Source organism: Ralstonia pickettii, from assembly GCF_001699815.1.
Classification (GTDB): domain Bacteria; phylum Pseudomonadota; class Gammaproteobacteria; order Burkholderiales; family Burkholderiaceae; genus Ralstonia; species Ralstonia thomasii.
Map to the genome: position 1 here is coordinate 1 of NZ_MCGB01000104.1, position 26,227 is coordinate 26,227.

Sequence of the window (26,227 nt, forward strand, 5' to 3'; positions counted from 1 at the left end):
CTGCGTGATGGCCACGGCAGCGGGCGTCGGTTGTGCGCTGTTGCTGGACAGGCTCGACGCCACGCCGGGCTTGCGCCGGTTGGCGCGCCTGCTACGCGGGCTGCTGGCCACGCTGCGGGCTATCCCGGTACTCATGCTGATGTTCTGGGCGTACTTTCTGATCCCCATGGCCCTGGGCGTGTCGGTGCCGGAAACCGCCACGGTGGTCGCTGCACTTGCCGCCGTGGGCGCGGCCTACATCACCCAAAGCATGGAAGCCGGCTTGCGTGCCGTCGGTGCCGGGCAGCGCAATGCGGCACTGGCGCTGGGCATGTCGCCCCCACAGGCGCTGCTGACCGTGGTGCTGCCGCAGGCGTGGCGCATCAATGCCGTCATCTCAGTGGCATCGCAGTCAGGGCTGGCTGGGGTGTCGGTGGGTGGGGCAGGCGCCAGCAATGCGTTGTCATTTGGCAGCGATCTGAATGTGCCGATCAATATTGGCGATGGTGGAGCCTCTTCGCCGGGCTTGCTGCAGGTGCTGGCGCTGGCCGGTAATGAACAGGCTGCGCTCAATGCCACCGTCAACGTGCTCGATCTTCTGACAACGGCTGCGCAGATTGCGAATAGTCAGTCGGCTGTGAATGTGGCGCCTGTGAAGCTAAATCTGCTGGGTCTCGGCGCGGTCACGTTGTCGTTGAAGATCATTGAGCCACCGGCGATTGCTGTTGGGCCGCCGGGGCAATTTTTGTCGGGTCCGAGCGCCGGGCAATGGAAGACCCAGGCGCGGACGGCTCAGGTGCGTTTGGGCGTGGGGGTGCTGGTTGGCGCGCCGGGGGTCCTTGCTGTGAGTGTGCCTATTGGCCTGCAAGTCGCGGCAGCGCAAGCCCATGCGAAGTCAAATAGCTGCACTGTTCCTCGTGCCAGCTCATCAGCCACGATTTCCGCACAGCCCCAGCCCGTGTCGATATGTATCGCGACCGATGCAGATAAGGCGGTCAATGGTTCAATGGATTGCGCAAGCGCATCTCCCGCGGGTTTGGTTGATTTGGGGCCCCTCGGGGCCGTGAGTATTAAAGCCAACGTGTCGCCAATCGCAAACTCCAATTGGGGCGACGAAACCATTGCCGCAACGCAGATCGGCCTGAATCCTCAAACGGATACCAGCGGTAAGTCTCCGCCACGCGTTGCGACGCAGGCCGTCTTCAGTTCCATCTTGAACAGCAATCTGAATCAGCTCCAACTAACGGTGACTCTCCCGCTCGGAGGAACCGTTCAATTGGGTTCTGATCTTGCACCCGTCATAGCGCCGGTGTTGGCGTTGGTCGGGACGACCCTGGATGCCGTTCTCAGCCCACTGCTCGGGGTTCTCGGCATCCAACTCGGCTACGCCGACATCAAACTCCTCTCGCTCGACTGCGACGCCGTCGAGCTGGTTTACTGACATGGAAGCGACGACATGAAAACCGATCGCTGGGCGTACGAAACGCTTGAGATTTTTGTCTGGGAAGGCCGTCACGACATTGCCGATCGTGTGGCGCGGTTCATGGCGCCGTTCGGGGCAGAGGTGATCCGCGCGGGCGGCATCGACTTTCAGCCGGCCGAGCCTCGGCTCAAGCCCGCGGTGGCGGTGATCAGCGCCTCGGTGGTGGAAAGCGGCGGCTTTACGGTGCTCGACTGGCAGGCCGCGCAAGGCATGCCGGTAATCTGGGTGGCCTCGGACGCGCAGCATGATTCGAGCCGCTTCCCGCCCGAATACACGCACGTGCTCGGGCCGGACTTTGGCGCGACTGAACTGCGCGCGCAGATCAGCAAGGTCTTGCCGTCGATGTCGTCGGCGCAGGCCCAGGCGCAGGATCAGAGCGACCTCGTGGCGGCGTCGCCGGCCATGCACGGGCTGCTGGAGCAGGTCGATACCTTTGCCGATTGCGACAGCAACGTCATGCTTTACGGCGAAACCGGCGCCGGCAAGGAACGTATTGCGCGCTTGCTGCATGACAAGAACAGTGTCTATGGCAAGGGCCCGTTCGTGGCGGTCAACTGTGGCGCGATTCCCGACGGGCTGTTCGAATCCCAATTTTTTGGCCATGCCAAGGGCGCGTTCACGGGCGCCATGTATGCGCACCGCGGCTACTTTGAACAAGCGAACGGCGGCACGCTGTTTCTCGACGAGCTGGGCGATCTGCCGCTGTATCAGCAGGTGAAGCTGTTGCGCGTGCTGGAAGACAGCGAATGCACGCGGCTGGGCTCGACGGTGCCGGTCAAGCTGGATTTCCGCCTGGTGGCCGCTACCAACAAGAATCTGCGCGAGATGGTCGCCACGGGCAAATTCCGCGCCGATCTGTACTTCCGCCTGGCGGTGATCGAGCTGCGCATCCCGAGCCTGGAGCAGCGCGGCGCGGATGACAAGATCGCGCTGCTGCTTTCCTTCCTGCGGCATTTGCTGGGCGACAAAACGTTTGATGCCATGCCGCCGGTGCCCGAATGGGTGCGGGCATCGGTCGGGCGGGCCTACTTTGCCGGCAATGTGCGCGAACTGCGCAACCTGGCCGAGCGCATCGGCATCACCCTGCGCCAGTTCGGCCGCTGGGACGAGGCCCGCATCCTGCCGCTGTTTGCCGGCCTGCAGCGCGATGCGTTCGAGCGCGAGGCGGGAAATGGTGGCAATGGCGGGTATGGCGATCGCGGTGGGGGGTGGAAGTGGTGGCAATGGCGGCGAAGAAGAGCGCCGCCGTATCCTCGCGGCGCTGGACGCCAACAACTGGCGCCGCCAGGACACCGCCGCCACACTCGGCATCAGCCGTAAGGTTTTGTGGGAAAAGATGCGCAAATACCAGATCGCCGACGGCGAAACCGAGCTTCGCGAGCTGGAGTGACGCCATACAACACCCTACTCTGCGGCGGGCGCCCGATGCGCCACTCGGGTGGCGGATCGCGTATAGTTTTTGGCTGCAACACCTGCGCAGAATCCACAGGGTCGAGATGAGAACAAAAAAACAATCAGGGAAAGCGTCGCACCAGGCGTTTCAGAGGGGATTGGCCATCGCGGCCGCCATCGCAGTCGTGGCTGGTACGGCCGCCTGCACATCGGCCGTGGCGCAGAGCCCGGCCGCTCCGCCCACTGCTATTGCACCGATTGCTGCCGCCGCGCCTGTGCCGGCGTTGACTGCCACGGTTGGCCAGCCGGCTGCGACGGCACCCGCTGCGCCAGCCACGCCCGGCGCCGCCCGCGCCGAGCGTCCAGCCCCGACCAGCGCCGTCTTCGAACTGCAACAGCGCATGCAGGCGCACGAACTGTCAGAGCTGCGTACCACCTATAACGGGGCCTACGGCGCCAGCCTGCTATTTGCCCAGAGTGACCTGACGTACTACGTCACGCTGTTCCAGCAGAAAGACCTCTGGCGCGTCATCAAGACCACCAATGAAGCCTCTGCCGAACGCCTGTACAGCGACTTCGCCAAGCAGACCCGCACGATGGCGGATCTCGAGTTGCAGCGCATCCGCCTGGAAGCCCAGAAGGAGCGTTCCGAGCGCCAGATTGCCGCGCAACAGGAAAAGCTTCGTGGCCTGAAGACCGACCTGGATATCCAACGTCAGCAGCAGGCCCAGGCCCAGGAACGACAGAAGGTCGCCCGCACGGAAGCCGAGGCGCTGGATATCGAACGCCGTGCCGCCCGCGCCCGCGTCGACGAATTGCAGCGTCAGATCCGCGAACTCGAAGCCCAGGTCAACGCGCCGTTCAATTCACAGCCGCGCCGTCGCTGATCCAGCGCTTCACATCGTCCCCAGATCGGGCGGCCTGCGGGTCGCCCGATTCACTTTTAGGGGCCTGCATTCAAACATGGCGACTTTGTTTGATGCGGGGCGCAGCGGCGCGTACATTGGCGGACAACCCATTTTCGCAGTCGACCGCGCATGCGCTCCGCCTCCGAGTTGCCCGCCAATGCCTCGCCCGCTGCGGCGGAGCCCATCCCGCAGCCCAAAGGCTTGCCGTGGCTGGGCAACCTGCTGCAACTCCCTAAAGACCGCCTGGCCCAGACGCTTCTGGAAACCAGCCGGCAGTTTCCCCAAGGCCTCTACCAGCTCGACTTTGCCGGGCGGCGCGTGCCGTTCGTCTATTCCGCCGATCTGGTGGCTGAACTCTGCGACGAAACGCGCTTTCGCAAGCTGATCGGCCCGCCGCTGTCGTTCCTGCGGGCGGGAGCGGGCGATGGCCTCTTCACGGCGCATCAGGACGAGCCCAACTGGGGCAAGGCGCATCGCATTCTGCTGCCGGCCTTCAGCCAGCGTGCGATGAAGGGCTACTTCGACGTGATGCTCGACGTGGCCAATGCGCTGGCCGACAAATGGGCGCGCCAGGGGCCAGACGCCGATATCCCCGTGGCCGACGACATGACGCGGCTCACGCTCGACACCATCTCGCTGGCGGGTTTTGGATACCGCTTCGATTCGTTCAACACGCCCGAGCTGCATCCGTTCCTGGCGGCCATGGTGGGTGTGCTGTCCGAAGCCATGGGCAAGCTCACGCGCCTGCCGCTCAAAGACCGCTTCATGCGCGAGCACCATCGGCGGTTCGAGCACGACGTGGCCGCCATGCATCAACTGGTGGACGAGGTGATCCGCGCGCGCCGTCAGGCAAAAGATGGCGGCATCGGCGCGAGCGACTTGCTGGGGCTGATGCTCAACGCGCGCGATCCGCTATCAGACCAGCCGCTGGATGACACCAACATCCGCTTCCAGGTCATCACTTTCCTGATCGCCGGGCATGAAACCACGAGCGGCCTGCTGACCTTTGCGCTGTACATGCTGCTGCGCCATCCAGCCGTGCTGGCGCAGGCGTATGCCGAGGTTGACCGCGTGCTGCCGGGCGATACCGTGCCGCAGTATGCGCACCTCGCGCAGTTGGATGTGATCGAGCGCGTGTTGAAGGAAACGCTGCGCCTCTGGCCGACCGCCCCCAGCTTTGGCGTGGCGCCCTACGAAGACACGCGCATTGGCGGCCGCTACGCCATCCGCAAGGACCAGCGCGTGGTGACCGTGCTGCTGGCGCTGCATCGCGATCCGGCGGTGTGGGATCGCCCCGAAGCCTTCGATATCGACCGCTTCCTGCCAGAGAACGAAGCGAAGCTCCACCCGCACGCCTACAAGCCCTTCGGCAATGGCGAGCGCGCCTGCATCGGCCGCCAGTTTGCGCTGACCGAAGCCAAACTGGCGCTTGCGGTGATCCTGCAGCGCTTCGCGCTGTCCGACCCTTACGATTACGGCTTCCACATCAAGGAAACACTGACGCTCAAACCGGACGGTTTCCGCCTGCGCGCGCGGCTGCGCCATGCACGGGAGCGGTTGTCGGTCGCCACGCCTTCGCGCACCGAGGCCGTCACGCAAGACGATGCCGAAGGGGCGCTTGCGGGGGGCGGGGAACCGATGCACGTGCTGTACGGCGGCAGCCTTGGCACCTGCCAGGACATCGCCGAGCAGCTTGCCGCCACCGCATCGCGCGCCGGGTTCGACGCCAAGGTGGCGCCGCTCGACACCATTGCCGACGCGCTGCCGCAGCGGGGCACGCTCGTTGTGGTGGCCGCCACCTACAACGGCCGTGCACCGGACAGCGCCCGCACACTTGAGGCGCGGCTGGATGCCGCCGATGCGCTCACCCGGCAGGCAACCGGATTGCGCTATGCCGTCCTTGGCTGCGGCAACTCGCAATGGCCTGCGTTCCAGGCGTTTCCAAAGCGGGTGGAAGCGATGCTCGCGGCAGCCGGCGCGCACGCCATCGTGCCGCGCGGTGAGGCGGACGGAAATGCCGGTTTCGATGCTGCCGTCGACGCCTGGACGCGCAGCCTTTGGAGCGCCCTGGGCGCCCGCCAGACACATGCCGACGGCCCGTCCGTCCGCGTCGACTACGTTGCGCCTGATGCGCTCCGCGCCGCCATGCTGCCGCCCGCCGCACGGGCGATGACGGTGCTCGCCAATGAAGAACTCGTCAGCGACGCCACCGGCCTGTGGGATTTCACGCGGGAGGCGCCGCGCGGCCCGACGCGTCATCTCACGGTGCAGTTGCCCGACGACGTGACCTACGCCACGGGAGACCACCTCGCTGTCTACCCACGCAATGCCGACGACCGTGTCGACGCAGCCATCGCGCGGCTTGCGCTGGAGGCCGATGCGCTCGTCACCCTGACCGCGCGCCATGCGCACGTGCGCCACCTGCCGCTCAACCAGCCGGTGTCCGTGCGTCAGTTGTTGCGTGATTTCGTCGAGCTGCAGGACACCGCCACCGTGCGCGACATCACCGCGCTGCACGCGGCCACGCGCTGTCCGTTCACGCGAGGCCAACTTGCCGTCTGGCTGGAAGGCGACGATGCGGCCGAGCGCTTCGACCAGGACATTCAAGCCCCGCACGTGAGCGTGCTCGATCTGCTGATCCGCTTGCCTGCAATTGAGTTGACCCTGGAAGCATTCCTCGCGCGGCTTGGGCCGATGCGCCCGCGTTTCTATTCCATCGCGTCGTCGGCGCGTGTGTCGCCCGGCGTGGCCGCGCTAACGGTGGGCACGGTGTCAGGGCCGGCTTGGTCCGGGGTGGGTACGTATCGCGGGACGGCATCGAACTACCTGATGACGTTGCGTGCAGGCGCGGAGATCGCTGCCGCCGTCCGCACGCCCAACCCGCCGTTCGCACCGGACGTAGACGCCCATAAGCCGATGGTGCTGATCGGCGCCGGTACAGGCATCGCGCCGTTCCGTGGATTCCTGGAAGAACGCGCCGCGCAGCAGGCGGCAGGTGAGGCGGTGGCGACGTCGTTGCTCTGCTTCGGCTGTCGCCACCCCGAGCACGACTTTCTCTACCGCGACACCTTGCGTGCGTGGGAAGACGCAGGTTTGGTGCGCGTCTTTCCCGCGTATTCCTGCGTGGCCGAGCATCCGCATCGCTTCGTGCAGCATGCCCTGTGGGATGCGCGCGAAGCCGTGTGGGCGGCGTTCGATGCAGGCGCGACCTTGTACGTGTGCGGCGACGGTCGTGCGATGGCGCCAGCGGTGCGCGACACGCTGATCCGCATGCACCAGGCGCGCTACGGTAGCGACCTGGCGACCGCGTCCGGCTGGTTGACGGCGCAGATGCAATCTGGCCGCTACCGTCAGGACGTCTTCAACTGAAGCGCCGCGAGCGGTCGTTGGTGTAGCGGCACTGCCGTATCGACTGCCCGCTTGAGCGGCGGCCCGGGTGCCCCATGTTACGATTTATCCTTCGGAGCACCGCGCTTTTGGCCCAGCGACGCACTGTCAGACGCGTCCGGCGCAGCGGCTCTGCGAGGAGAAATGAGAATGTGGCGCCGAATCAAAGCGTCCTGGATGGCGATCTTTCTGGTCACCCTGTTGGGTGCCGGGTACTTGTGGATGTACCGTTTTGAGCCGCTGCTCTCCGGTGAGGCGGGCAGCGATGTGTTTGTGTGGGACCGCTGGACGCACCGCGTCTGTGCGCTGACCGACAACGGTGAAGCTACGGAATGGCGTTGCGATAACGCCATGGAAACCGACGGCTCCAGCAGCAACACCAACTCGGACGTCTCGATCCGGAAGCGCATGCGCGACGCCGTGCAACGCATCAAGCTGTAAATCGTGAATCCCACGCCCGCCGTTCGTCGCGGGCGTTTTTTCTCCCTGGTGTCTATCCCTTGCTGGGTTCAGCCGCGTCCACCAGTTCCGGTGCGGGCACGGGTGGCAGCTTGCGCACCTGCGCAGTCTCCATGCGGCCCTGACGCTGGAACGGCCCAAGGTTCTGCGGCTGTCCTGATTCCAGCGCGCGCTCAATGGCGGCCAGGACGCGCACGTCGGCCAAGCCTTCTTCGCCGTTGGGTTCAGGTTCCCGGTTGTTGAGGATGCAGTCGGAGAAGTACTGCAGCTCGCCGCCAAACTGGTCGGTCGCGTCGAACGCCTGTTCGTGCGTCTTGCCGTCGATCGTGGCGCGGTACTTCAGGCCCACGCCAAACATGAAGCCGGGCGAGACCTCCAGATCCCCCTTGGTCCCCAGGATGCGGTACTGGTCGATGTTCGCGCCGCTGTAGCTGACCACGAACTGTGCGACGCGGTGGTCGGCAAAGCGCAGCGTCACGCTGACAGTGTCATCGAAGTTGAAGGGCAGATCCGGGTCCCGAACCCCACAGGCCGACACCTCTACCGGCTCTTCGCCAAAGAGGTTGCGCACCGCGTTGATGGGATAGACGCCCATGTCGGACACCGGCCCGGCCCAATAGCCGTGGCTGGCGCGGTGGTTGGACGGCGCCACCGATTGGCTGAACATGGCCGAGAACGCTCGAATGCGGCCAAGTTTGCCTGCGCGCACGAGTTCGATGGCGGCCAGTGTGGCCGGCTCGAAATGCAGGCGGTAGGCGATCATCAATTTTGCATTGCCGTTGCGGGCCGCTTCGATCATCGCTTCGCAATCGGCCTCGCTGGTGGCCATGGGCTTTTCAAGGAGGACGTGGATGCCGCGCTGCAGGGCCGGAAGGGCGTACTGCCGATGCATGTCGTTTGGCAGCGCGAGGTAGATTGCGTCGATATCGCCAGCGGCGAGCAACTGGTCGTAATCGGCATAGCCGTGAACGTGCTCGATGCCGTAGCGGTCGGCCAGTACGGTGGCCTTGGCCTCATCGCCGGTGACCAGCGCAGTGACGACGGAATTGCCGCTTTGCGCCACGCCCGGCAGAAATGCGGCCTGGGAAATCCACCCGGCGCCGACCACGGCATAACGCACCGGGCTCTGAACGGTGCGGGCGGGAGCGACTTGCGGCTCACGTTCAGCCTCATGAGAAGCGGTATTCATGACAATTCCTTTGCAATCGTTGCGCACGGCAGCATGCCGAGGCCGTGGTGCGGCGTGCTCGGCCGTGCGGGTTCTGACTGATTAAGCAAAGGTAATGCCCGGGGGGCGAAAAAGGCGTCACATCCGGCCCGGCGACGTGCCTTGCCCTGCGCTCAGGCGTGCTCGGCGCGGCTGTCGGTGGGGGCTTCGTCGCGCTCGGTCATGCCGTAGTCGCGCACCACGTGGGCGATGCGCAGGCGGTAGTCCGCAAACGCGTGGTCGCGGCCGACGTGCTGCGCGCCGCGGTGCTGCTCCATGTTGCGCCAGGCCTTGACGGCCTCTTCATCGCGAAAGAACGACAGCGAGAGCATCTTGTCCGGGTTCGTGATGCTCTGGAAACGCTCCACCGAGATGAAGCCGTCGACCTGCTCGAGCAGCGGTTTCAGCCGTGCGGCCAGGTTGAGGTAGGTGTCGCGCTGGCCCGGTGCGGGCTCGACTTCAAAGATGACGGCGATCATGGCAAGTCTCCTGTGGGGCGTTTTCGTGATGTCTTCGTTGGTGCAACTTCAAGCTTGAAAGCGGGGAATGCGCGCATTGGGCGAGGGGCGGTATGCCACCTCGCCGAGCCCGGCGAGCCACCGGTCGACATCCGGCAGGCTCAGCAGATGCCGCACCGTTTCGCGCGCGATGGCGGTGGCCAATGCATCGGCGGGGCAGCGGTGCGTGCCGCCGCCGAACGTCCACAGGCGCGGCGCTGTGCGGTCGCTGTCGAAGCGTAGTGGGTCCGGGTTCGTTGTGCCATCCACGTTGGCGGCGGCCAGCACGACCAAGACCTTGTCGCCGGCGCGCAGCGGCTGGCCGAGCAGCGCGATATCGTGCGCGACGAAGCGGCGCGTGTTCTGCACCGGCGCATCGCGGCGCAGGACTTCACGCACAAAAGGCTCGATGGCGAGCGGCTGCGCGCGCAGCCGGGCAGTCAACCCGGCGTGCCGCGATAGCGCAACGATGCAGTTGCCGAGCAGCCCGGCGCAGGCGTCGTAGGTTTGCGCGAGCAGGGCGGCGAGATTGGCGATGTCGGCGTCGCTGTCATCGTCACCGCCAGCGAACGGCGAGTCGGCAAAGCGCTGCTGCAAGCGGCCAACGGCGGCGTCGGCCTGCGCGACGACCCCTGCGCTGGCCCCCGGCCCCAACGCGGCCAGATAGGCGGCAATGTCGGCCTGGCAGGCAGGCGCATCGGCGTGATCGCCCAGCAGCGTTTGCGCCATCGTGGCGAGCGGCACGCGAAAGTGGGCATCGGCATCCAGCGCGGCATCTAGGCTCGCTGCGTCGGGCAGCGCAGTGCGGGCATGCCGCAGCGCCTGGCCGGCCAGCGCAGACACATCCAACCGGCCCAGCGCGGCCATCACCTTGGCCTTGCGCGTGCTGTGATCTGGCCCGTCGATCTGGCGCACGAGGCGGCCGAAGAATGCGCCCGTGGGCGTTGCAGCTACGGCCTTGGGCACGGGTTCATCGGCGGGGCGCACGCGGCAGGCCCTGCTGCCGAGCACGGCATCTACAGCCTCGGCGCTGGCGGCCACCCACCAGCCGAGGGTGGCGTCGAAGAAGAACGGGCGCGTGGCGGCAAGTTCGGCGTAGTAGGGTGCGGGATCGGCATGCACGATGGCTTGCAGCACGTCGGCGGGCGGGGCGGTGTCGAGGGCGGTCATCAGCGTGGGGCGCGGGAGTAAGATGGCTCCTATTGTCTGGAGTGGTCGCCCGCCTGTCACGCGCCAACAGTTTGGTCTCCATCGAACCATGACCGCATCTTCCCCAGCCACCGCATCGACAACCCAGCCGGACATCGGCCGTGTGGCTGCCACCATTGGCGACCCCACCCGCATCCGCATGCTGCTGCTGTTGATGGAAGGCCGCTCGCTCACCGCCAAGGAACTCGCCTACGGCGCCGGTGTGGAGCCGGCCACGGCCAGCGCGCACTTGCGCCGGCTCGAGGCCGATGCGCTCATCACCTCGTTGTCGAGCGGACGCTACAAGTACTTCGGGCTGCGCTCTCCGGCGGTGGCGGAGATGATCGAATCGCTGCTGGTGGTCGCGCCTGAAAAACCTGCCGACCCGCGGCGCTCAGTCGTGCCTGAAAACCTGCGTGCGGCACGCCTGTGCTATGACCACCTGGCCGGGCAGCTCGGCACCGAGGTGTCGGAGAAACTCCTGTCGCGCGGCTGGCTGACGCAGCTCGATGCAACCCACGGCGCCTACGACGTTACGCCCGAGGGCGAGCAGGCGCTGGCCGCCATCGGCGTCGATGTGAATGCGCTGCGCAACGGCCGACGCCGCTTTGCTTACGGCTGCATGGACTGGAGCGAGCGTCGCCCGCATCTGGCAGGCGCGCTCGGGGCCGCCGTGGCGGAGCGCTGCATCGCATTGGGATGGCTGGCGCGGCAGAAGCACTCGCGCGCACTGAGCATGACCGAAGCCGGACAGCGCGAATTGCACGCGTGGCTGCACACGGCTTAGGTTCTCCCGCCTGGCGTCAGTTGGCGTTGCGGATCGTCTTCACGTAGTCGCGCTGGAACACGCACATGCGCAAGGCGTTGTGATACGCGCCGTTGCTGAAGAACTCCTCGATCAGCTCGCCTTCGCGCTGGAAGCCGCATTTCTCGTATACGTGGATCGCGCGTTCGTTCACCACGTCGACGACCAAGTACAGCTTGTGCAGATTCAGCACCATGAATGCATAGTCGACGGCCAGTCGCGTCGCGGTTGACGCATAGCCGTGACCCTGCCAGCCGGGCGCGATGATGATCTGGAATTCGCCGCGGCGGTGGATGTAGTTCAGCTCCATCAATTCGACCAGACCCACGGCTTCGCCGGCATTGTTCTCGCAGATGAAGCGGCGCTCGCGCTGATCGTGCACGTGGCGGTCGTAGAGTTGCGAGAGTTCGGTGAAGGTTTCGTACGGTTCTTCGAACCAGTAACGCATGATCTTCGCGTCGTTGTTCAGCTCGTGCACGAAACGCAGGTCATTGCGCTCGAGCGGGCGCAGGCAAAGGTCGCGGGATTTTTCGATCACCATGGTGTTGTCCTTGTTGTGTTGAGGCGCCCGACATCGCGTCGACGTCCCTACGTTGTCAGCAAGGACGTGTCGCTGCGGATGCGTGTTTGCGCTGCGGTTGCGCGCGTCGGCGCCGATCCAGATACAGCCACCACCCTGTTGCTGCAAATACCGGCAGCATTAATGCTCCGATCAACACTAGCACGACGCCGATCGGGCCGAAATAGCGTCCATTGTGAAGCGGCAACATGCCTGCCAGCAGGCGTTGCATTGGCGGCTTTGCAGCGAAGGATTCGTTGCGCAGGACGGCGCCGGTAGCAGCGTCCAGCGTCAATCGGTTGAAGGCGCGGTCGTGCGGAGCATCGGCCGGCAGCCAGTTGATATCGACCTGGCCCGAGCGGGCATCGTCGATACGGAGGGTGGCCGTTCCATAGTTCGACGCGTTGTCGCGGAAAGCGTTCCACGTGCGCTCAATTGCCGCATCTTCGAGCGGTTTTCGCGGGACTTCCACCGGTTTTGCCTTGGAGACAACCGGCATGCCGGCCAAGCGCTGCAGGCCATCGCGGTACCAGTCATATGCCCAATACAGCCCGCTGAAGGCGGCCAGCAGATACAGCGGCAACACCAGCGTACCGATGACGGTGTGCACGTCCCACCATCGGATGCGGCCCGCACGGCTCCATCGGATGACAAGCCAGCTTCGCCAGTTCGTGACGCGACGCGGCCAACGCAGGTACAAGCCCGACAGCGCCATCACGACGAGCCCCACCGTGCTGGCCCCCACGATCTGCTTGCCGATCTCATCAGCAAGCAGCGTTCGATGCAGCAGCTTGACGGTGGCAAAGAAGCGCTGCGCGCGCGCCTCCGGCAGCAACGTGCCGGTGGTGGCATCGACGTAGCGCAGCTCTCCGCGGCTGCTGCCGCCGTGTTTGCCGGGCGGCCACGCATACCAGACGCGCCACGGCTGGGTGGGGTCGGACGCAGCGGTGATGAAGGTGACGGGGCGGTCCGGCATGGCAGCGCGCGCCTGCGCCGCCACTTGCGGCAGCGTCGGCGCGGGTCCGCTGCGCGCGGGCAGGGTGAGCACGCCGGGATTGAGCGCGCGCAGCAGTTCGTCTTCGTACGCCATCAGCGCGCCGGTGGCGCCAACGACGGCCAGCACCACACTGGCCGACAACCCGATCAGCCAGTGCAAGCGGAACAGCACCGGTCGCAGCATCGCCCGTTCGCCCGTTCGCCTGTTCGACGCTTACATCTTGTAGCGCACGCCCAGCAGCGCCATGCGCGGGGCACCGGGCATGTTGTAGTTCTCGGCGGCGCCGTGAGCCGACACGTAGTACGCGCGGTTGAACAGGTTCTGCAGGTTCAGCGTGACATCAAGGTGCTTGCTGCGATAACCGGCACCCAGGTCGACGGTCATGTAGCCGGGCAGCGTCGTCAGGTTGTACTGCGATGCGTAACGCGCACCTTCCGCACGCACGCCGCCGGCCACGTAGAAGCCGTTCGGCAGGTCGTGCTTCAGCCATACCGAGCCGCTGTGCCGCGGCGTCAGCGACGGCTGGTTGCCGTTGACCGCCACGCCACCGCTGCGGTCGTTCGGGTTTTCCAGGCGACCGTTCAGATAGGCATAGCTCGCCATCAGCGACCAGGTTTTCACGATCTCGCCAGTGAACGACAACTCCAGGCCGCGCGTGCGCTGGGTGCCGATGGGCACGCCCAGCAGCGTGACCGGATCCGCCGCCGTCAGGTTGGTCTGCTTCATGTCGAACAGCGCGGCCGTGACACTCGCGCCGGCCGAGAGGTCGTACTTGGCGCCGATCTCGTAGTTCGTGGTCGATTGCGGAGCCAGTGCGCCGCTGTTCGGGAAGAACGTGAAGCTATCGGCCAGCGGCTGGAACGAGCGGCTGTACGACGCGTACAGTGAGAGCGGCTCGACCGGGTGATACACAACGCCGAAGCGCGGGCTGACCGGCTTGTCCGTGCGTGACAGATCGACATTGCGCGGGGTCAGGTCGTCGCGGCTCTGCTTGAGGATTTCGTAGCGCAGGCCGGCGAGCACCGTCCATTGCGGCGAAAACTTGATCAAGTCCTGCACGTACGCCGCATACGTCTCGTTGTGCGAGAGGCCGTAGTTGGTCGGCACCGCGTTGCCGGGTACGGTCGGCAACACTTGCAGCGTCGGGTTGAACAGGTTGTAGGTCGTGCTGCCCGGCGCGGCGGCCACACGGTCGCTCTTGTCCTGGTAGCCCAGCTCGATGCCGTACAGCAGCGTGTGTTGGATGCCCCAGGTCTCGGCCTTCTGCGTCAGCTCGTTCTGCCACAGCGTGCCGCGGTCGCTGCGGTTGCGCTGGTTGACGGCAAGCGTGACGGTCGGGATTGGCCCATCGGTGACGCGGCTGACTGTCGTGTAGTTGTTGCGGCCCAGCGAGTATTCGTAATTGCGCACCACGCTGTGGAACGACCATTTGTCGTTGAAGCGATGGTCCAGCGTGCCGGTCACGCTCTTGACGGTGGACTCCACATTGCCGGCGCCCGCATCGGCCGAGCCATAGCGCGTGCCGATGGGCACATCCACGGGGCGGCCGTGGTACGACGGCACGCCCTGGTCAGCGATGCGCTTGTCGTGCAGGTAATCGAACTGCACGGTCAGTTTGGTATCGGGCGCCAGGTTGAACAGGAACGACGGCGAGATCGCCTGGCGGCGCAGGAAGTAGTCGTTGCGGAAACCACCCGAATCTTCAACCGCGCCGGTAATGCGCGCGCGGATGGCGTCGTCGTTGATGGACGTGTTCAGGTCGAACTCGGCGCGTTTCTGGCGCTCCGTGCCGACCACCACGCCCACCTCGGCCAGTGGCGTGGCCAGCGGTTTCTTGGTCACGCGATTGATGATGCCGCCGGACGAACCGCGCCCATACAGCACGGCCGCCGGGCCCTTCAACACTTCAATGTGGTCGATGTTGGACAGGTCGCGGAAGTAGAGCGAATCATCGCGCAGGCCGTCGACGTATTGGTCATTGATCGACGAGAAACCGCGAATGGTCACCTGATCGCGCTGCGCATCGCCCAGCGAGGCCGACACGCCCGGCACGTTGCGCAGCGTGTCATTGATCGACAGCGCGCCCTGATCCTGGATCACCGCACGCGGCACGACGTTCACCGATTGCGGAATCTCGCGCAGCGGCACGGGAATCTTCGTGGCTGTGTTGGCGATGGGCGTGTCGTAGCTCGTGCTGCTGCGCGCACCCTTGACCGTGGAAGTCGGCAACGTGCCAGCGTCGGCTGCAGCAACGGTGTCGGCGGCACTTGCCACTTGAGCAAAGGGCAGCGTTCCAAGGACGGCCAGAGACAGGCACAAACGTTTCGGCGGCATTGCAGTTCCCGTAAAGTAAAAAGTGGAGCGCGACTCCCTCCCCCGAGGTTGGCGCCTTCAGAATGTGAAGGCGCAGATAATAATGAGAACAATTCCTATTTACAAGAAAGTAAAGGCGTATTTTTGACAATGGCAACGTTTGTTAGGCGGGAATAGGGCAATTTTTCCATGTCCTGCCCCGAAATTCTGGGCACCAAGTTGCGCCGTCATCGTCTTATTCGCTTGTTTTCTGCCATTTTTTTACATGCCGCATTCATCACATCTGATGCCATTGAGCGCCGCTTTGGTCGGCTACGGTTATGCCGGCAAGCGCTTTCACGCCGCGTTGATCGACGCCACGCCAGGGCTGCGTTTGCAGGTCATCGGCTCCAATCGACCGGAGGCGGTGCGCGCGGATCGGCCAAACGCGGTGATCTGCACGCCAGAAGCGGCGGCAACGCATGCGGACGTCGACCTCGTCGTCATTGCCGCACCCAACGACCGCCATGCGCCGTTGGCAGAAGCGGCGTTGCGAGCGGGCAAGCATGTCGTCGTGGACAAGCCGTTCACCGTCACGCTCGCAGAAGCGCGGCATCTGGCGCGGGTGGCGCGCGACGCGGGGCGCGTGCTGTCGGTGTTTCAGAACCGGCGCTGGGACAGCGATTTCCTCGCCGTGCAAGCCGCGATCGGAGGCGGCACCCTTGGCGAAGTCATGCACGTCGAGGCGCATTTCGACCGGTATCGACCGCAGGTGCGTGCGCGCTGGCGCGAGCAAGCGGGGCAGGGCACGGGCATCTGGTTTGATCTGGGCCCGCACCTGATCGACCAGGCGCTGCAACTGCTTGGGCTGCCCGATGCGGTGAGCGCCTCGTTTGCACGCCAGCGGCCGGGCGCCGAAACGCCGGACTGGGCGCATGTCGTGTTGGACGTGGGGGAGCGCCGAGCCGTCCTTCACGCGAGCATGCTGGTGGCGGGCGGATCCCCGCGCTGGATCGTCCACGGCACGCGCGGTTCGTTCGTCAAACGCCGGATGGATCAGCAGGAAGCGCAACTGCTCGCCGGCATGCAACCCGGCGCGCAAGGCTGGGGCGTGGACGATGACGCCGGCCTTTTCATCGATGGCGCAACATCCTCCGAAAACCGCATCGCAACGCCCGCTGGCGATCAGCGCGCCTACTACGCCGCTGTGCGCGACGCCATCTTTGGTCAGCGCACAAACCCTGTGCCGCCCGTGCAAGCCGTGGCCGTCATGGCCGTGCTCGAAGCCGCCGTGGCTGCCGCCGAAACCGGCACGGCAGTCGTGCCGGACCTGACCGATGCCGAACGTGCAGATTGGCTGGCTGCGCGGGAGACCGCCTCGTGAACGGCGTCGTCATCCTGTTGCTGGTGGCGGGCGGTCTGCTCGCGGTGGTGGCGCTGGTGCAGATGCTGGCCTCGCGGCTGACGTTGCCCGAGTCGACCTTGCTGGCGCTGGCGGGCATCGGCATCGGCGGCGCCTATGTGATCTTGCGGAACAGCGCGCCTGCCTTTGCGACCACGTTCTTCGCGCCGCTCGTCGATCCGAGTTGGCCGGCAGAGGCCTACCTGTGGCTGTTCCTGCCGCCGCTGTTGTTTCAGGCGGCGCTGTCGGTCGATGTGCGCAGCATGGCGCCGGACGCCGCGCCGATCCTGATGCTGGCCATCGTGGCCGTGGTGGTCGCCACGGGTGTGATCGGGCTTGCAGCGGCCGCCGTCACGCCGTTCGGCATCGTCACGTGCCTGCTGCTCGGCGCGATGATTGCCACGACCGATCCGTCCGCCGTGATTGCGGTGTTTCGCGACGTGGGCGCACCGGCGCGGCTGATCCGCCTGGTGGAGGGCGAGGCGCTGCTGAACGATGCGGCTGCCATTGCGATCATGGGCGTGCTGCTTGCCATGCTGACGGGGCACGGCGGTGACGCCACCGTCGGCACCGGTCTGCGTGAACTGGCCAGGGCGTTCGGTGGCGGCGTGGTGTTCGGGTTGATTGCCGGGCGCATCGCCGCATTCCTGCTGCCGGCTCTGCGCGGCATTGCTCAGGCCGAAGCCGCGTGGACGCTGGCGCTGCCGTATCCGCTGTATCTCGTGGCGGAAAACATGCTGGGCGTGTCGGGCGTGGTGTCGGTGGTCTGCGCGGGACTGGTGATCGGCGCGCTGGGACGCACGCGCCTGACGCCGCGCAACTGGTCGCACCTGCAACTGATTTGGGAGCAGATTGCGGCGCTGGCTGGAGCGGTCGTCTTTCTGTTGGCTGCGGTGCGCGTGCCGGAACTGCTGCACGGCGCGGTGTGGAAAGACGCGCTGTGGCTCGCGGTGATCGTGCTGGCTGCACTGGCGGCGCGCCTTGCCGTGCTGTTTGGCCTGTTGCCCGCGATGGCGTGGCTCAAGCTCTCCGCGCCGGTCAGCCATGCCTACAAACTGGCGATTGCATGGGGCGGCCTGCGTGGTGCCGTCACACTGGTGCTGGCGCTGGGGGTGGCCGAGAACCAGGCCGTACACGCGGCCGATCGTCATTTTGTGACCATCCTCGCCACCGGCTTTGTGCTGGTCAGCGTGCTCTTCAACGGCGCCACGCTGCGCTGGGTGATGCGGTGGCTGGGGCTCGATCAGTTGTCGCCGCAAGAGCAGGCACTGCAAGGGCAGGCGCTGAACATGTCGACGGAGGAAGTGGAATCGACCATGCGCCGCATCGGCGGGCACTTCCATTTCACGTCGGGCGCGACCGATCGGGCAGCGGAGGTGTATCGGCGGGAGGTCGCGGCCGGCGCGCTCGAACTGAACCTTGAGGAAGCGCTGTCCGAACGCGAACGCCTGACCATCGGCCTGGTTTCGCTCGCCACGCGTGAGCGCGAGTTGATTCCCGAATATGGCAACGGCCTCGTCTCGATCCGCAACCTCGACGCGATGATGCGAAACACCGCCGACATGATCGACGCGGCCCGCACGGAGGGGCGCCTGGGCTACAAGCGCGCTTCGCGGCGCATCCTGGCCAAGCACGCCGGCTACCGGTTCGCGGTCTGGCTGCATCGTGTGGCGCATATCGATCGCCCGCTGGCCAATGCGCTGGCCGACCGCTTTGAATTGCTCATTTGCCGCCAGACGGTGCTCGAACGCTTGCGCGCGTACAACCGTGCATCGCTGCAACCCGTGCTGGGTGAGCGCATGGCAGACTTGCTCGATGGCGTGTTGATCACCCGGATCGAGGCGGCCGAAGAGGGCCTGGCAGAGTTGCGCGAGAAGTTTGGCGGCTACAGCGCTGCGTTGGAGAAGCGTCTGCTGGTGCTGTTTGCGCTGTACATCGGCCAGAGCAAAATCGACACGATGCTGGCTGAAACCGTGATCTCGAAAGAGGTCTACAAGCAGATCAGCTCGGTGATCCGCCGTGCCTGGACGGCCGCGCTGCCGCGGCCGCCGCTGTCGACTGCGCTGCGTATGCCGGCCGCGCCGGAGTAGTCCGGCCCTGAGCGACGCAGCGGTGGCTCAAAGCCTCTTGTCTTCCCGCTCCACGCCCGGATGGCGGTGGATGTCATGCGTGATGAAGCCCGTGTCGTTATCGGGCATCTCAAGCCACTCCGGGTGCGAGAGCGATTCGCGAATATCCGCCAGGCCCGAGGCCCAGTGGTCGCGCATGGTCGATGGACCGAACTGGATGTCCTTGCCCGGCCCTTCGTGTTCCTTGGCAGCGTAGATGAGGTGGAAGACGTTGTAGCGCTTGGTACAGGCCATCTCCTGCGCGTGCTTGTACCACTGGGTGCGCTCAAACTCTTTAGGCGGCAGGTGGTCGAGCAGCTTGCGTATTAGCCGGCGCGTGGATTGCGAACGTTCCATCCAGTCGGTGGTAAGCCGCGTGCGGCTGGAGTACTGCAAGTCCTTCTGCCGGCTGGCCACGCCGATCATCGTATTGGGCACCGGGCCCAGTGCGCTCCAGAGGTCCACCTGGAACACCAGCGTGTCGCGGCGCGGCTTGGAGCCCAGCACATACGACAGTGGCGTGTTGGAGACGACACCGCCATCCCAGTAATACTCGCCGTCGATCAGCACGGGAGGGAAGCCCGGCGGCAGCGCGCCGGATGCCATGAAGTGCTCCGCGCGCAGTCGGCGCTCGGTGTTGTCAAACGCTTCCAGATTGCCGGTGCGGACGTTCACAGCCCCCACCGATACGCGGATGCCACCGTCGTTGATGCGGTCGAAATCGCAAAGGCGTTCCAGCGTCGCCTTGAGCGGCGCGGTGTCGTAGTAGCTGGCTTCGAGCGGGTCGACTTCGTTGGCAGGCAATGGTGCAGGAAAGCGCGGTGTAAAAAAGCCGCGCTGGCCTTCGAGCAGCGTGTCGGCGGCCTGCATGGCGGTCAGCCATTTGCGCAGATGCGCGTTGCCGTCAAACCAGGCGTTTTCCAGGATGTCGGGCAGCGGCGGCGAGAACGTCGGCTGCGTGATGATCTGCCAGAACTCACGCAGCTTTGCTTGGCGATGCTCGGGCGCATTGCCGGCAATGATGGCCGTATTCAATGCCCCGATGGAGATGCCCGCAATCCAGTTCGGCACGATACCGGCTTCGTCCAGCCCTTCGAACACGCCGGCCTGGTACGAGCCAAGCGCGCCGCCGCCTTGCAGCACCAGCGCGATGTTCTCGTACGCCGGGAGCACGATGCGCTGCGCCGTGGTGAGCGGCGCATCGGCGGGGCGTGACGACTCTGCCGGCGTGGGCCGCTTGGTTGCGGCCACGCGTAGTTTTGGTGCGGGCATATCTCCTCAACCTCCTTGCGTGTGCAGAGACTTATTGCATGAACCAGCCGTGGCTCACCACGAACGATTGGCCGGTCAGCGCGGCACTTGGGAACGTGGCCAGGAAGCGCACCGTCTCGGCCACGTCTTCCACCGTGGTGAATACGCCGTCCACGGTATCACCCAGCATGACCTTTTTCACCACGTCATCTTCGCTGATGCCGAGTTCCTTGGCTTGTTCGGGAATCTGCTTTTCGACCAGCGGCGTGCGCACGAAGCCGGGGCACACCACGTGCGAGCGCACGTTATGCGCCGCGCCTTCCTTGGCCAGTACCTTGTTCAGGCCGAGCAGTGCATGCTTGGCCGCCACGTAGGCCGATTTGAGCGGCGAGCCCTCGTGCGAGTGCACCGAGCCCATGTAGATCACCACGCCGCCACGGTCGTCCTTGTACATGTGGCGCAGTGCGGCGCGCGTGGTCAGGAACGCGCCGTCGACGTGGATGGCCTGCATCTTCTTCCAGTCGGCAAACGAGTAGCTCACGAACGGGTTGACGATCTGGATGCCGGCATTCGAGACCAGGATGTCGACCGAGCCGAGTTCTTCGGCCACGCGGTCGATGCCGCTGTCCACGGCTTGTTCATCGGTCACGTCCATGCGCAGGCCGATCGCCTTGCCGCCTGCATCGGTGATCTCTTTGGCGACGGCCTTGGCGCCGTCTTCGTTCAAGTCAACGATGGCAATGGCCGCGCCCGAATTGGCGAGCGTGAGGGCGATCTGCTTGCCGATGCCGCTGGCGGCACCCGTGACGACGGCGACTTTGCCTTTCAAATCAGACATGTGTGTACTCCGGGGGTTGACGGTGACGGGATAAGAATGGCCTTGGGCAGGTGCTACTGCGCCAAGTAATCGAATACAACCTCGCCCATGCCAAGGGTCAGGTCCGCAATGATGTGCCGGGCTTCGACAATCTCCAGCACGGGCAGTTCGGCCACGGGCGCCAGTGCATGGTGCGCCAGTTCCAGCGACGCGGGGCCCGTCCAGGCGCCTTTCATGTCGATGTCGATCATGAGGTTGCGCGACAGCTCGCAGATGCGCGCCGTCTTGCCGTCCACGTGCGGAATGATCTTGAGCAGGAAGTTCGGGCGCTCCAGGCGGCGTTTCTGCTCGGCCAGATCCAGCTCGCGGTGCTTGTAACCCATGGTGCCGGTGGCCACGCGCACGGGGCCGTAGTCGAGCGTGCCGATCAGCGTGTCCTTGTCGGTCACCAGCTTCGGGCTTGCCAACTTCTTGGGAAAGCCCCACATTTCACGGCCGCCGGCCAGGGGCGGATGGTCGTCCAGGTACATCGCCAGCGTGTACGTGCCGGGCTTGCCTTCGTAGGTGACCGGGATGACCTGGCCGCTTTCGGTGTAATCGCCAAAGCCGGTGGAGTCGGCCATGCGGATGAACTCGTAGGCGACCAGCGGTTCGGGCACTTCCAGCGGTTCCGGCACCATGGCGCGCAGCTTGGCCGGGTCGGTGCGGTACGTGATGATGAAGAATTCGCGGTGGATGAAGCGGTACGGGCCGGGTGGGTAGGCGGGGCTCGTGAGCGGCATCGCGAAGGCGGTTTCGCGGACGGTCTTAATGTCCATGGCACTCCTTGTGCAGGTTGGTCTGCAGGTGGCGTTGGGAGTCGGTACGGCAAGAGAACGGTAGGCGACTAAGCATGGTGTCGCGCATTTGTGACGCTGCCGCCTTCCGTTCACGCGAATTTCACGTTTGATTGCCCGTTACGCGATTGATTGCATGCAATACGCCGTTGCGCCGCATGCGGGGCAGCGCCGTCACGCGTGCAAGAGGAATTCCCAGAGTGCCGGTTCTGCGGAGTACGCGACGTTGAAGCGCAGCCACGGGCTCGGCTCGTCATGCGGCCGGAAGTACTGACCGGGCGCGAGCCAGATGTTGTGCTCGATAGCCCGATTGGCCAGTGCGGAGGCGTCGGCCTGGCCGGGCAGCCGCGCCCACAGGAAGAGGCCGCGGCCCGGCGTATCGAACGGCTCGGCACCATGTTGACGCATGAGCGCTTCGACGCGCGTGTGCGCTTCTCCGAGCCGCGCAATCAGCCGCGCCACGTGTTCGGCATAGACGGGGCGGGTGACGAACGCGTGCACGATGCGCTCGGTAATTTCCGACGAGGTGAGCGCCACTGCCATCTTGGTGCGTGCCAGCTCGCGTGTGATGGCGGCATCGGCCACCACGTAGCCTGCGCGCAACGAGGGCGAGATCGTCTTGGAGAACCCGCTCACGTACAGCGTGCGGCGCAGGCCGTCGAGTGCGGTGAGCATCGGGGCGGCGGGGTCGGCCAGCTCGCGGTGCAGGTCGTCTTCAACGATCCAGAGGCCGTGCTGTTCGGCCAGTTGCAGCACGCGATAGGCGTTCTGCGCCGTCATTGAGGAGCCAGTGGGGTTCTGCAGCACGGAGCTGGTGAAGAGGGCGCGCGGCCGGTCGGCATCGTCCGCGCGCAGGATGGCTTCCAGTGCCGCGGTGTCGAGCCCGTCCGGTGTGCGCGGCACTCCGACCACGCGCAGACCGGCCAGCTTGAGTACCTGGAGTACGTTGCAATAGCCCGGATCATCCACCGCGACGACGTCGCCGGCTTTGAACAGCGTGCGGACGATCAGGTCGAGCGCCTGCGTGGCGCCGCTGGTCAGCAGCACTTGCGACCGTTCCACCGGCAGGCCCCGTAGCGCAAGCGACTGCGCTACGTATTCGCCCAACGGCGCATAGCCCCACGGATGTCCGTAGCCCGCCACCCGCAACGCGGAAACACGGCTCACGGTGCGCATGGCTTCCTGTACGCCGCGCTCGTCCAGCCAGTCGTTCGGCAGCCAGCCACAGCCGGGCTTGATGGAGATGGAGCGGTCGGCAAACACATCCGACAGCAGCCACGCCGCGTTGAGCGTGGGCGGCTCCCAGCGTGGGGCCACGGGGGCCGGCTGGGTGGGTGTACGCGCCGCTACGAGGTAGCCCGAACGTGGCCGGGCCACGATGGCGCCCAGAGCCGCCAGCCGTGTATAGGCCTCCGCCACCGTAAAAGTGCTTACATCGTGCGCCTGGGCCAACTTGCGCACCGAGGGCAGCCGCGTGCCCGGCAGCAGAGAATGGTTGTCGACCGCCGCACGAATGCCTTGGACGATCTGGTCGACCAACGTACGCTGGGGATGAGAAGGATCGAGTTCGAGTTGCATGTTGCGATGCGGCACGAAGCCGTGATGAGGGCCTATACAGTTTCTTATAGAACCGCCATCTGTGCATGTCCGTGTCGCATTGGACTCTGTACAGTTTGCTTCAACCGCTGGCTTGCCCAGCCCGTTCCCTTTCCGCTGTTTTTTCGGAGCCGCCGATGAAACCCGCACCCCACCCGCTGGAAACCACCGATCTGTCCTACTTCTGGATGCCGTTCACGGCCAACCGCCAGTACAAGGCCGCACCGCGCCTGCTGACTTCCGCCCAGGGCATGTACTACCGTGACGGCGATGGCCGCGAGGTGCTGGACGGCACTGCCGGCCTCTGGTGCGTCAACGCCGGCCACTGCCGCAAGGAAATCGTCGACGCCATCACGACGCAGGCCGCCACGCTGGATTTCGCGCCCACCTTCCAGATGGGGCACCCCCTGGCGTTCCGCGCGGCAGAAAAAGTCGCCGAGATCATGCCGGAAGGCCTGAACCGCATCTTCTTCGCCAACTCCGGTTCCGAAGCGGTGGATACGGCGCTCAAGATTGCGCTGGCCTACCACCGCGCGCGGGGCGAAGGGCAGCGCACACGCCTGATTGGCCGCGAGCGTGGCTATCACGGAGTGGGTTTCGGCGGCATCTCGGTGGGCGGCATTTCGCCGAACCGCAAGGCGTTCTCGGCGAACTTGCTGCCGGGTGTGGACCACCTGCCGCATACGCATGCGCCCGAGCACAACGCATTCTCCAAGGGCCAGCCGGCCTGGGGCGAGCACCTTGCCGACGAACTGGAGCGCCTCGTCACGCTGCATGACGCGTCGACCATCGCCGCCGTCATCGTCGAGCCACTGGCGGGTTCCACGGGCGTGCTGGTGCCGCCCAAGGGCTACCTGCAGCGTCTGCGCGCGCTGTGCGACAAGCACGGCATCCTGCTGATCTTCGATGAAGTCATCACCGGTTTTGGCCGCCTGGGCGCGGCAACGGCGGCCGAGTTCTTTGGCGTGACGCCGGACCTGCTGACGATGGCCAAGGGCATCAACAACGCCGCCGTGCCGATGGGCGCCGTGGCCGTGCGCCAGTCGGTGCACGACACCGTCGTCGACGCCGGCGCGCCAGGCGCGATCGAGCTGTTCCACGGCTATACGTATTCGGCCCACCCGCTGGCCGCGGCCGCGGCGGTGGCCGCGCTGGACCTGTATCGCAGCGAAGGGCTGTTCGAGCGCGCGCGTTCGTTGTCGCCGGCGTTCGAAGCGGCAGCGCATTCGGTCAAGGGCGCGCCGCATGTGAAGGACATCCGCAACCTCGGCCTCGTGGCCGGCATCGAACTGGAATCGCGCCCCGGCGCCGTGGGCGCGCGCGCTTACGAAGTCTTCCTGAAATGCCTGGAGCGTGGTGTGCTGGTGCGCTACACCGGCGACATCCTGGCGTTCTCCCCGCCGCTCATCATCGAAGAGGCGCAGATCGCGCGCATCTTCGACACCGTTCGTACCGTTCTGCAAGAGGTAGCCTGAAATGAACCGACCGATTGATCCCGCCGTGACCGAATCCGTTGTCAGCCATTACATCGGCGGGCAGCGCCATGCCGGCAGCGGCACACGCAGCGCCGATGTCTTCAACCCCGCTACGGGCGCGGTGAGCGCGCAGGTGCTGCTGGGCGGCAAATCCGAAGTGGACGCCGCCGTAGCCGCCGCGCATGCGGCTGCCCCGGACTGGGCCGAGACTTCGCCGCTCAAGCGCTCGCGCGTTTTGTTCAAGTTCAAGGAGCTGCTCGACCAGAACCACGATGCTCTGGCCGCCGCCATTACGCGTGAGCACGGCAAGGTGTTCTCCGATGCCAAAGGCGAAGTGACGCGCGGCATTGAAGTCGTCGAATTCGCCTGCGGCATTCCGAACCTGCTCAAGACGGAGTTCACGGACAACATCGGCGGCGGCATCGACAACTGGAACCTGCGCCAGCCGCTGGGCGTGGTGGCCGGCATTACGCCGTTCAACTTCCCGTTCATGGTGCCGATGTGGATGGCGCCGGTTGCGCTGGCGTGCGGCAATACGTTCATCCTCAAGCCCAGCGAACGTGACCCGACCCCCAGCCTGATGATTGCCGACCTGCTCAAGCAGGCGGGCCTTCCCGATGGTGTGTTCAACGTGGTACAGGGTGGCAAGGATGCCGTTGATGCGCTGCTCGAGCATCCGGATGTGCAGGCCATTTCGTTCGTCGGCAGCACGCCCATCGCCGAATACATCTACGCCGAAGGCACCAAGCGCGGCAAGCGCGTGCAAGCCCTGGGCGGCGCAAAGAATCACCTCGTCGTCATGCCGGATGCAGACCTCGACCAAGCGGTGGATGCCTTGATCGGTGCAGGCTACGGTTCGGCCGGTGAGCGCTGCATGGCGATCTCCGTGGCTGTGGCAGTGGGCGACGTGGCTGACAAGCTCGTCCCGCGCCTTGCCGAGCGCGCCCGCGCGCTCAAGATCGGCAACGGCATGCAGGCCGACAGCGAAATGGGTCCACTTGTGACCGCCGCCCACAAGGCCAAGGTGGAAGGCTATATCGCCAAGGGCGTGGAAGAGGGCGCCGAGCTGGTCGTGGACGGCCGCGGCCACACGGTCGACGGCCATGCCGAAGGCTTCTTCACGGGCGGCACGCTGTTCGACCACGTCAAGCCCGGGATGACGATCTACAAGGAAGAGATCTTCGGCCCCGTGCTTTCGGTGGTGCGCGTGCATGACCTTGCCGAGGCGGTGGATCTGATCAATGCGCATGAGTTCGGCAACGGCGTGTCGTGCTACACGAGCGATGGCGGCGTGGCGCGCGCATTTGCGCGGCAGATCCAGGTGGGCATGGTCGGTATCAATGTGCCGATTCCGGTGCCGATGGCGTGGCATAGCTTCGGCGGCTGGAAGCGCTCGCTGTTCGGCGACCACCACGCCTATGGCGAAGAAGGCGTGCGTTTCTACACGCGTTACAAGAGCGTGATGCAACGCTGGCCGGATTCGATTGCCAAGGGCGCCGAGTTCGTGATGCCGACAGCCAAGTAAGCCGGCGCATCGACCATGAGAAAGGGAGGCAATGCCTCCCTTCATCTTTTGAACATGCCGAGTT

At 65.4% G+C, this 26,227-nt stretch carries 18 protein-coding genes and 2 pseudogenes; 10 read left to right on the forward strand and 10 right to left on the reverse strand.

Annotated elements, in window-relative coordinates:
• From BEK68_RS25985 to BEK68_RS22555, 5 genes and pseudogenes are all read left to right on the forward strand, one after another.
• Positions 1–445 (forward strand): annotated as a pseudogene (locus BEK68_RS25985) (ABC transporter permease subunit); the annotation flags it as partial.
• Between the two features lie 990 nt (positions 446–1,435).
• Positions 1,436–2,852 (forward strand): annotated as a pseudogene (locus tag BEK68_RS22540) (sigma-54-dependent Fis family transcriptional regulator).
• Between the two features lie 106 nt (positions 2,853–2,958).
• Positions 2,959–3,741 carry a DUF2968 domain-containing protein gene (locus BEK68_RS22545; protein WP_012430295.1) on the forward strand — a complete coding sequence of 261 codons (783 nt, stop codon included), beginning with the start codon at positions 2,959–2,961 and terminating at the stop codon, positions 3,739–3,741.
• 150 nt (positions 3,742–3,891) lie between these two features.
• Positions 3,892–7,131 carry a bifunctional cytochrome P450/NADPH--P450 reductase gene (locus BEK68_RS22550; protein ID WP_012430296.1) on the forward strand — a complete coding sequence of 1,080 codons (3,240 nt, stop codon included), beginning with the start codon at positions 3,892–3,894 and terminating at the stop codon, positions 7,129–7,131.
• 168 nt (positions 7,132–7,299) lie between these two features.
• A complete protein-coding gene (locus BEK68_RS22555; protein WP_012430297.1) occupies positions 7,300–7,590 on the forward strand; it encodes a hypothetical protein in 291 nt (96 codons plus the stop codon).
• 52 nt (positions 7,591–7,642) lie between these two features.
• On the opposite strand, the gene BEK68_RS22560 is transcribed toward BEK68_RS22555, so the two are convergent.
• The 3 genes from BEK68_RS22560 to BEK68_RS22570 form a co-directional block, all read right to left on the reverse strand.
• Positions 7,643–8,797, reverse strand: coding sequence for a Gfo/Idh/MocA family protein (locus BEK68_RS22560; protein WP_012430298.1), 1,155 nt, complete (start codon positions 8,795–8,797; stop codon positions 7,643–7,645).
• 152 nt (positions 8,798–8,949) lie between these two features.
• Positions 8,950–9,294: an antibiotic biosynthesis monooxygenase family protein gene (locus BEK68_RS22565; RefSeq protein ID WP_004627352.1), complete on the reverse strand. Its 345-nt coding sequence runs from the start codon at positions 9,292–9,294 to the stop codon at positions 8,950–8,952.
• Positions 9,295–9,342: 48 nt separating this feature from the next.
• On the reverse strand, positions 9,343–10,482 hold the full coding sequence (locus tag BEK68_RS22570; protein WP_012430299.1) for a cytochrome P450: 1,140 nt from the start codon (positions 10,480–10,482) through the stop codon (positions 9,343–9,345).
• An 88-nt stretch (positions 10,483–10,570) separates the two neighbouring features.
• On the opposite strand from BEK68_RS22570, the gene BEK68_RS22575 reads away from it, so the two are divergent.
• Positions 10,571–11,287: an ArsR/SmtB family transcription factor gene (locus BEK68_RS22575; RefSeq protein ID WP_012430300.1), complete on the forward strand. Its 717-nt coding sequence runs from the start codon at positions 10,571–10,573 to the stop codon at positions 11,285–11,287.
• Positions 11,288–11,303: 16 nt separating this feature from the next.
• On the opposite strand, the gene speG is transcribed toward BEK68_RS22575, so the two are convergent.
• The 3 genes from speG to BEK68_RS22590 are packed head-to-tail and all read right to left on the reverse strand — an operon-like array spanning position 11,304 to position 15,195.
• Positions 11,304–11,846: a spermidine N1-acetyltransferase gene (gene speG, locus BEK68_RS22580; RefSeq protein ID WP_004627346.1), complete on the reverse strand. Its 543-nt coding sequence runs from the start codon at positions 11,844–11,846 to the stop codon at positions 11,304–11,306.
• A 55-nt stretch (positions 11,847–11,901) separates the two neighbouring features.
• Complete coding sequence (locus tag BEK68_RS22585) at positions 11,902–13,044, reverse strand: PepSY-associated TM helix domain-containing protein (RefSeq protein WP_012430301.1); 1,143 nt, start codon at positions 13,042–13,044, stop codon at positions 11,902–11,904.
• A 30-nt stretch (positions 13,045–13,074) separates the two neighbouring features.
• Positions 13,075–15,195, reverse strand: coding sequence for a TonB-dependent receptor (locus BEK68_RS22590; protein ID WP_012430302.1), 2,121 nt, complete (start codon positions 15,193–15,195; stop codon positions 13,075–13,077).
• Between the two features lie 265 nt (positions 15,196–15,460).
• Here BEK68_RS22590 and BEK68_RS22595 point away from each other — a divergent pair, with 265 nt between their 5' ends.
• Positions 15,461–16,537 carry an oxidoreductase gene (locus BEK68_RS22595; RefSeq protein ID WP_004627341.1) on the forward strand — a complete coding sequence of 359 codons (1,077 nt, stop codon included), beginning with the start codon at positions 15,461–15,463 and terminating at the stop codon, positions 16,535–16,537.
• Complete coding sequence (locus BEK68_RS22600; RefSeq protein WP_012430303.1) at positions 16,534–18,645, forward strand: cation:proton antiporter; 2,112 nt, start codon at positions 16,534–16,536, stop codon at positions 18,643–18,645. The genes BEK68_RS22595 and BEK68_RS22600 overlap by 4 nt, the downstream gene beginning before the upstream one ends.
• A gap of 27 nt (positions 18,646–18,672) precedes the next feature.
• Here BEK68_RS22600 and BEK68_RS22605 read toward each other — a convergent pair whose 3' ends face one another.
• The 4 genes from BEK68_RS22605 to BEK68_RS22620 all read right to left on the reverse strand — a co-directional run bounded on the left by BEK68_RS22605 (position 18,673) and on the right by BEK68_RS22620 (position 23,145).
• Entirely contained in the window at positions 18,673–19,935 is a 1,263-nt protein-coding gene (locus tag BEK68_RS22605) for a DUF3734 domain-containing protein (RefSeq protein WP_012430304.1), read from the reverse strand.
• 31 nt (positions 19,936–19,966) lie between these two features.
• Complete coding sequence (locus BEK68_RS22610) at positions 19,967–20,752, reverse strand: 3-hydroxybutyrate dehydrogenase (RefSeq protein ID WP_004627334.1); 786 nt, start codon at positions 20,750–20,752, stop codon at positions 19,967–19,969.
• Between the two features lie 53 nt (positions 20,753–20,805).
• On the reverse strand, positions 20,806–21,549 hold the full coding sequence (locus BEK68_RS22615) for an acetoacetate decarboxylase (protein WP_012430305.1): 744 nt from the start codon (positions 21,547–21,549) through the stop codon (positions 20,806–20,808).
• Between the two features lie 192 nt (positions 21,550–21,741).
• Positions 21,742–23,145: a PLP-dependent aminotransferase family protein gene (locus tag BEK68_RS22620; protein ID WP_012430306.1), complete on the reverse strand. Its 1,404-nt coding sequence runs from the start codon at positions 23,143–23,145 to the stop codon at positions 21,742–21,744.
• A gap of 155 nt (positions 23,146–23,300) precedes the next feature.
• Between BEK68_RS22620 and BEK68_RS22625 the strand changes: the two genes are divergently transcribed.
• Positions 23,301–24,638, forward strand: a complete 1,338-nt coding sequence (locus BEK68_RS22625) for an aspartate aminotransferase family protein (protein WP_004627328.1) — start codon at positions 23,301–23,303, stop codon at positions 24,636–24,638.
• 1 nt (position 24,639) lies between these two features.
• A complete protein-coding gene (locus BEK68_RS22630) occupies positions 24,640–26,163 on the forward strand; it encodes a CoA-acylating methylmalonate-semialdehyde dehydrogenase (RefSeq protein ID WP_012430307.1) in 1,524 nt (507 codons plus the stop codon).
• Positions 26,164–26,227 lie beyond the last annotated feature (64 nt).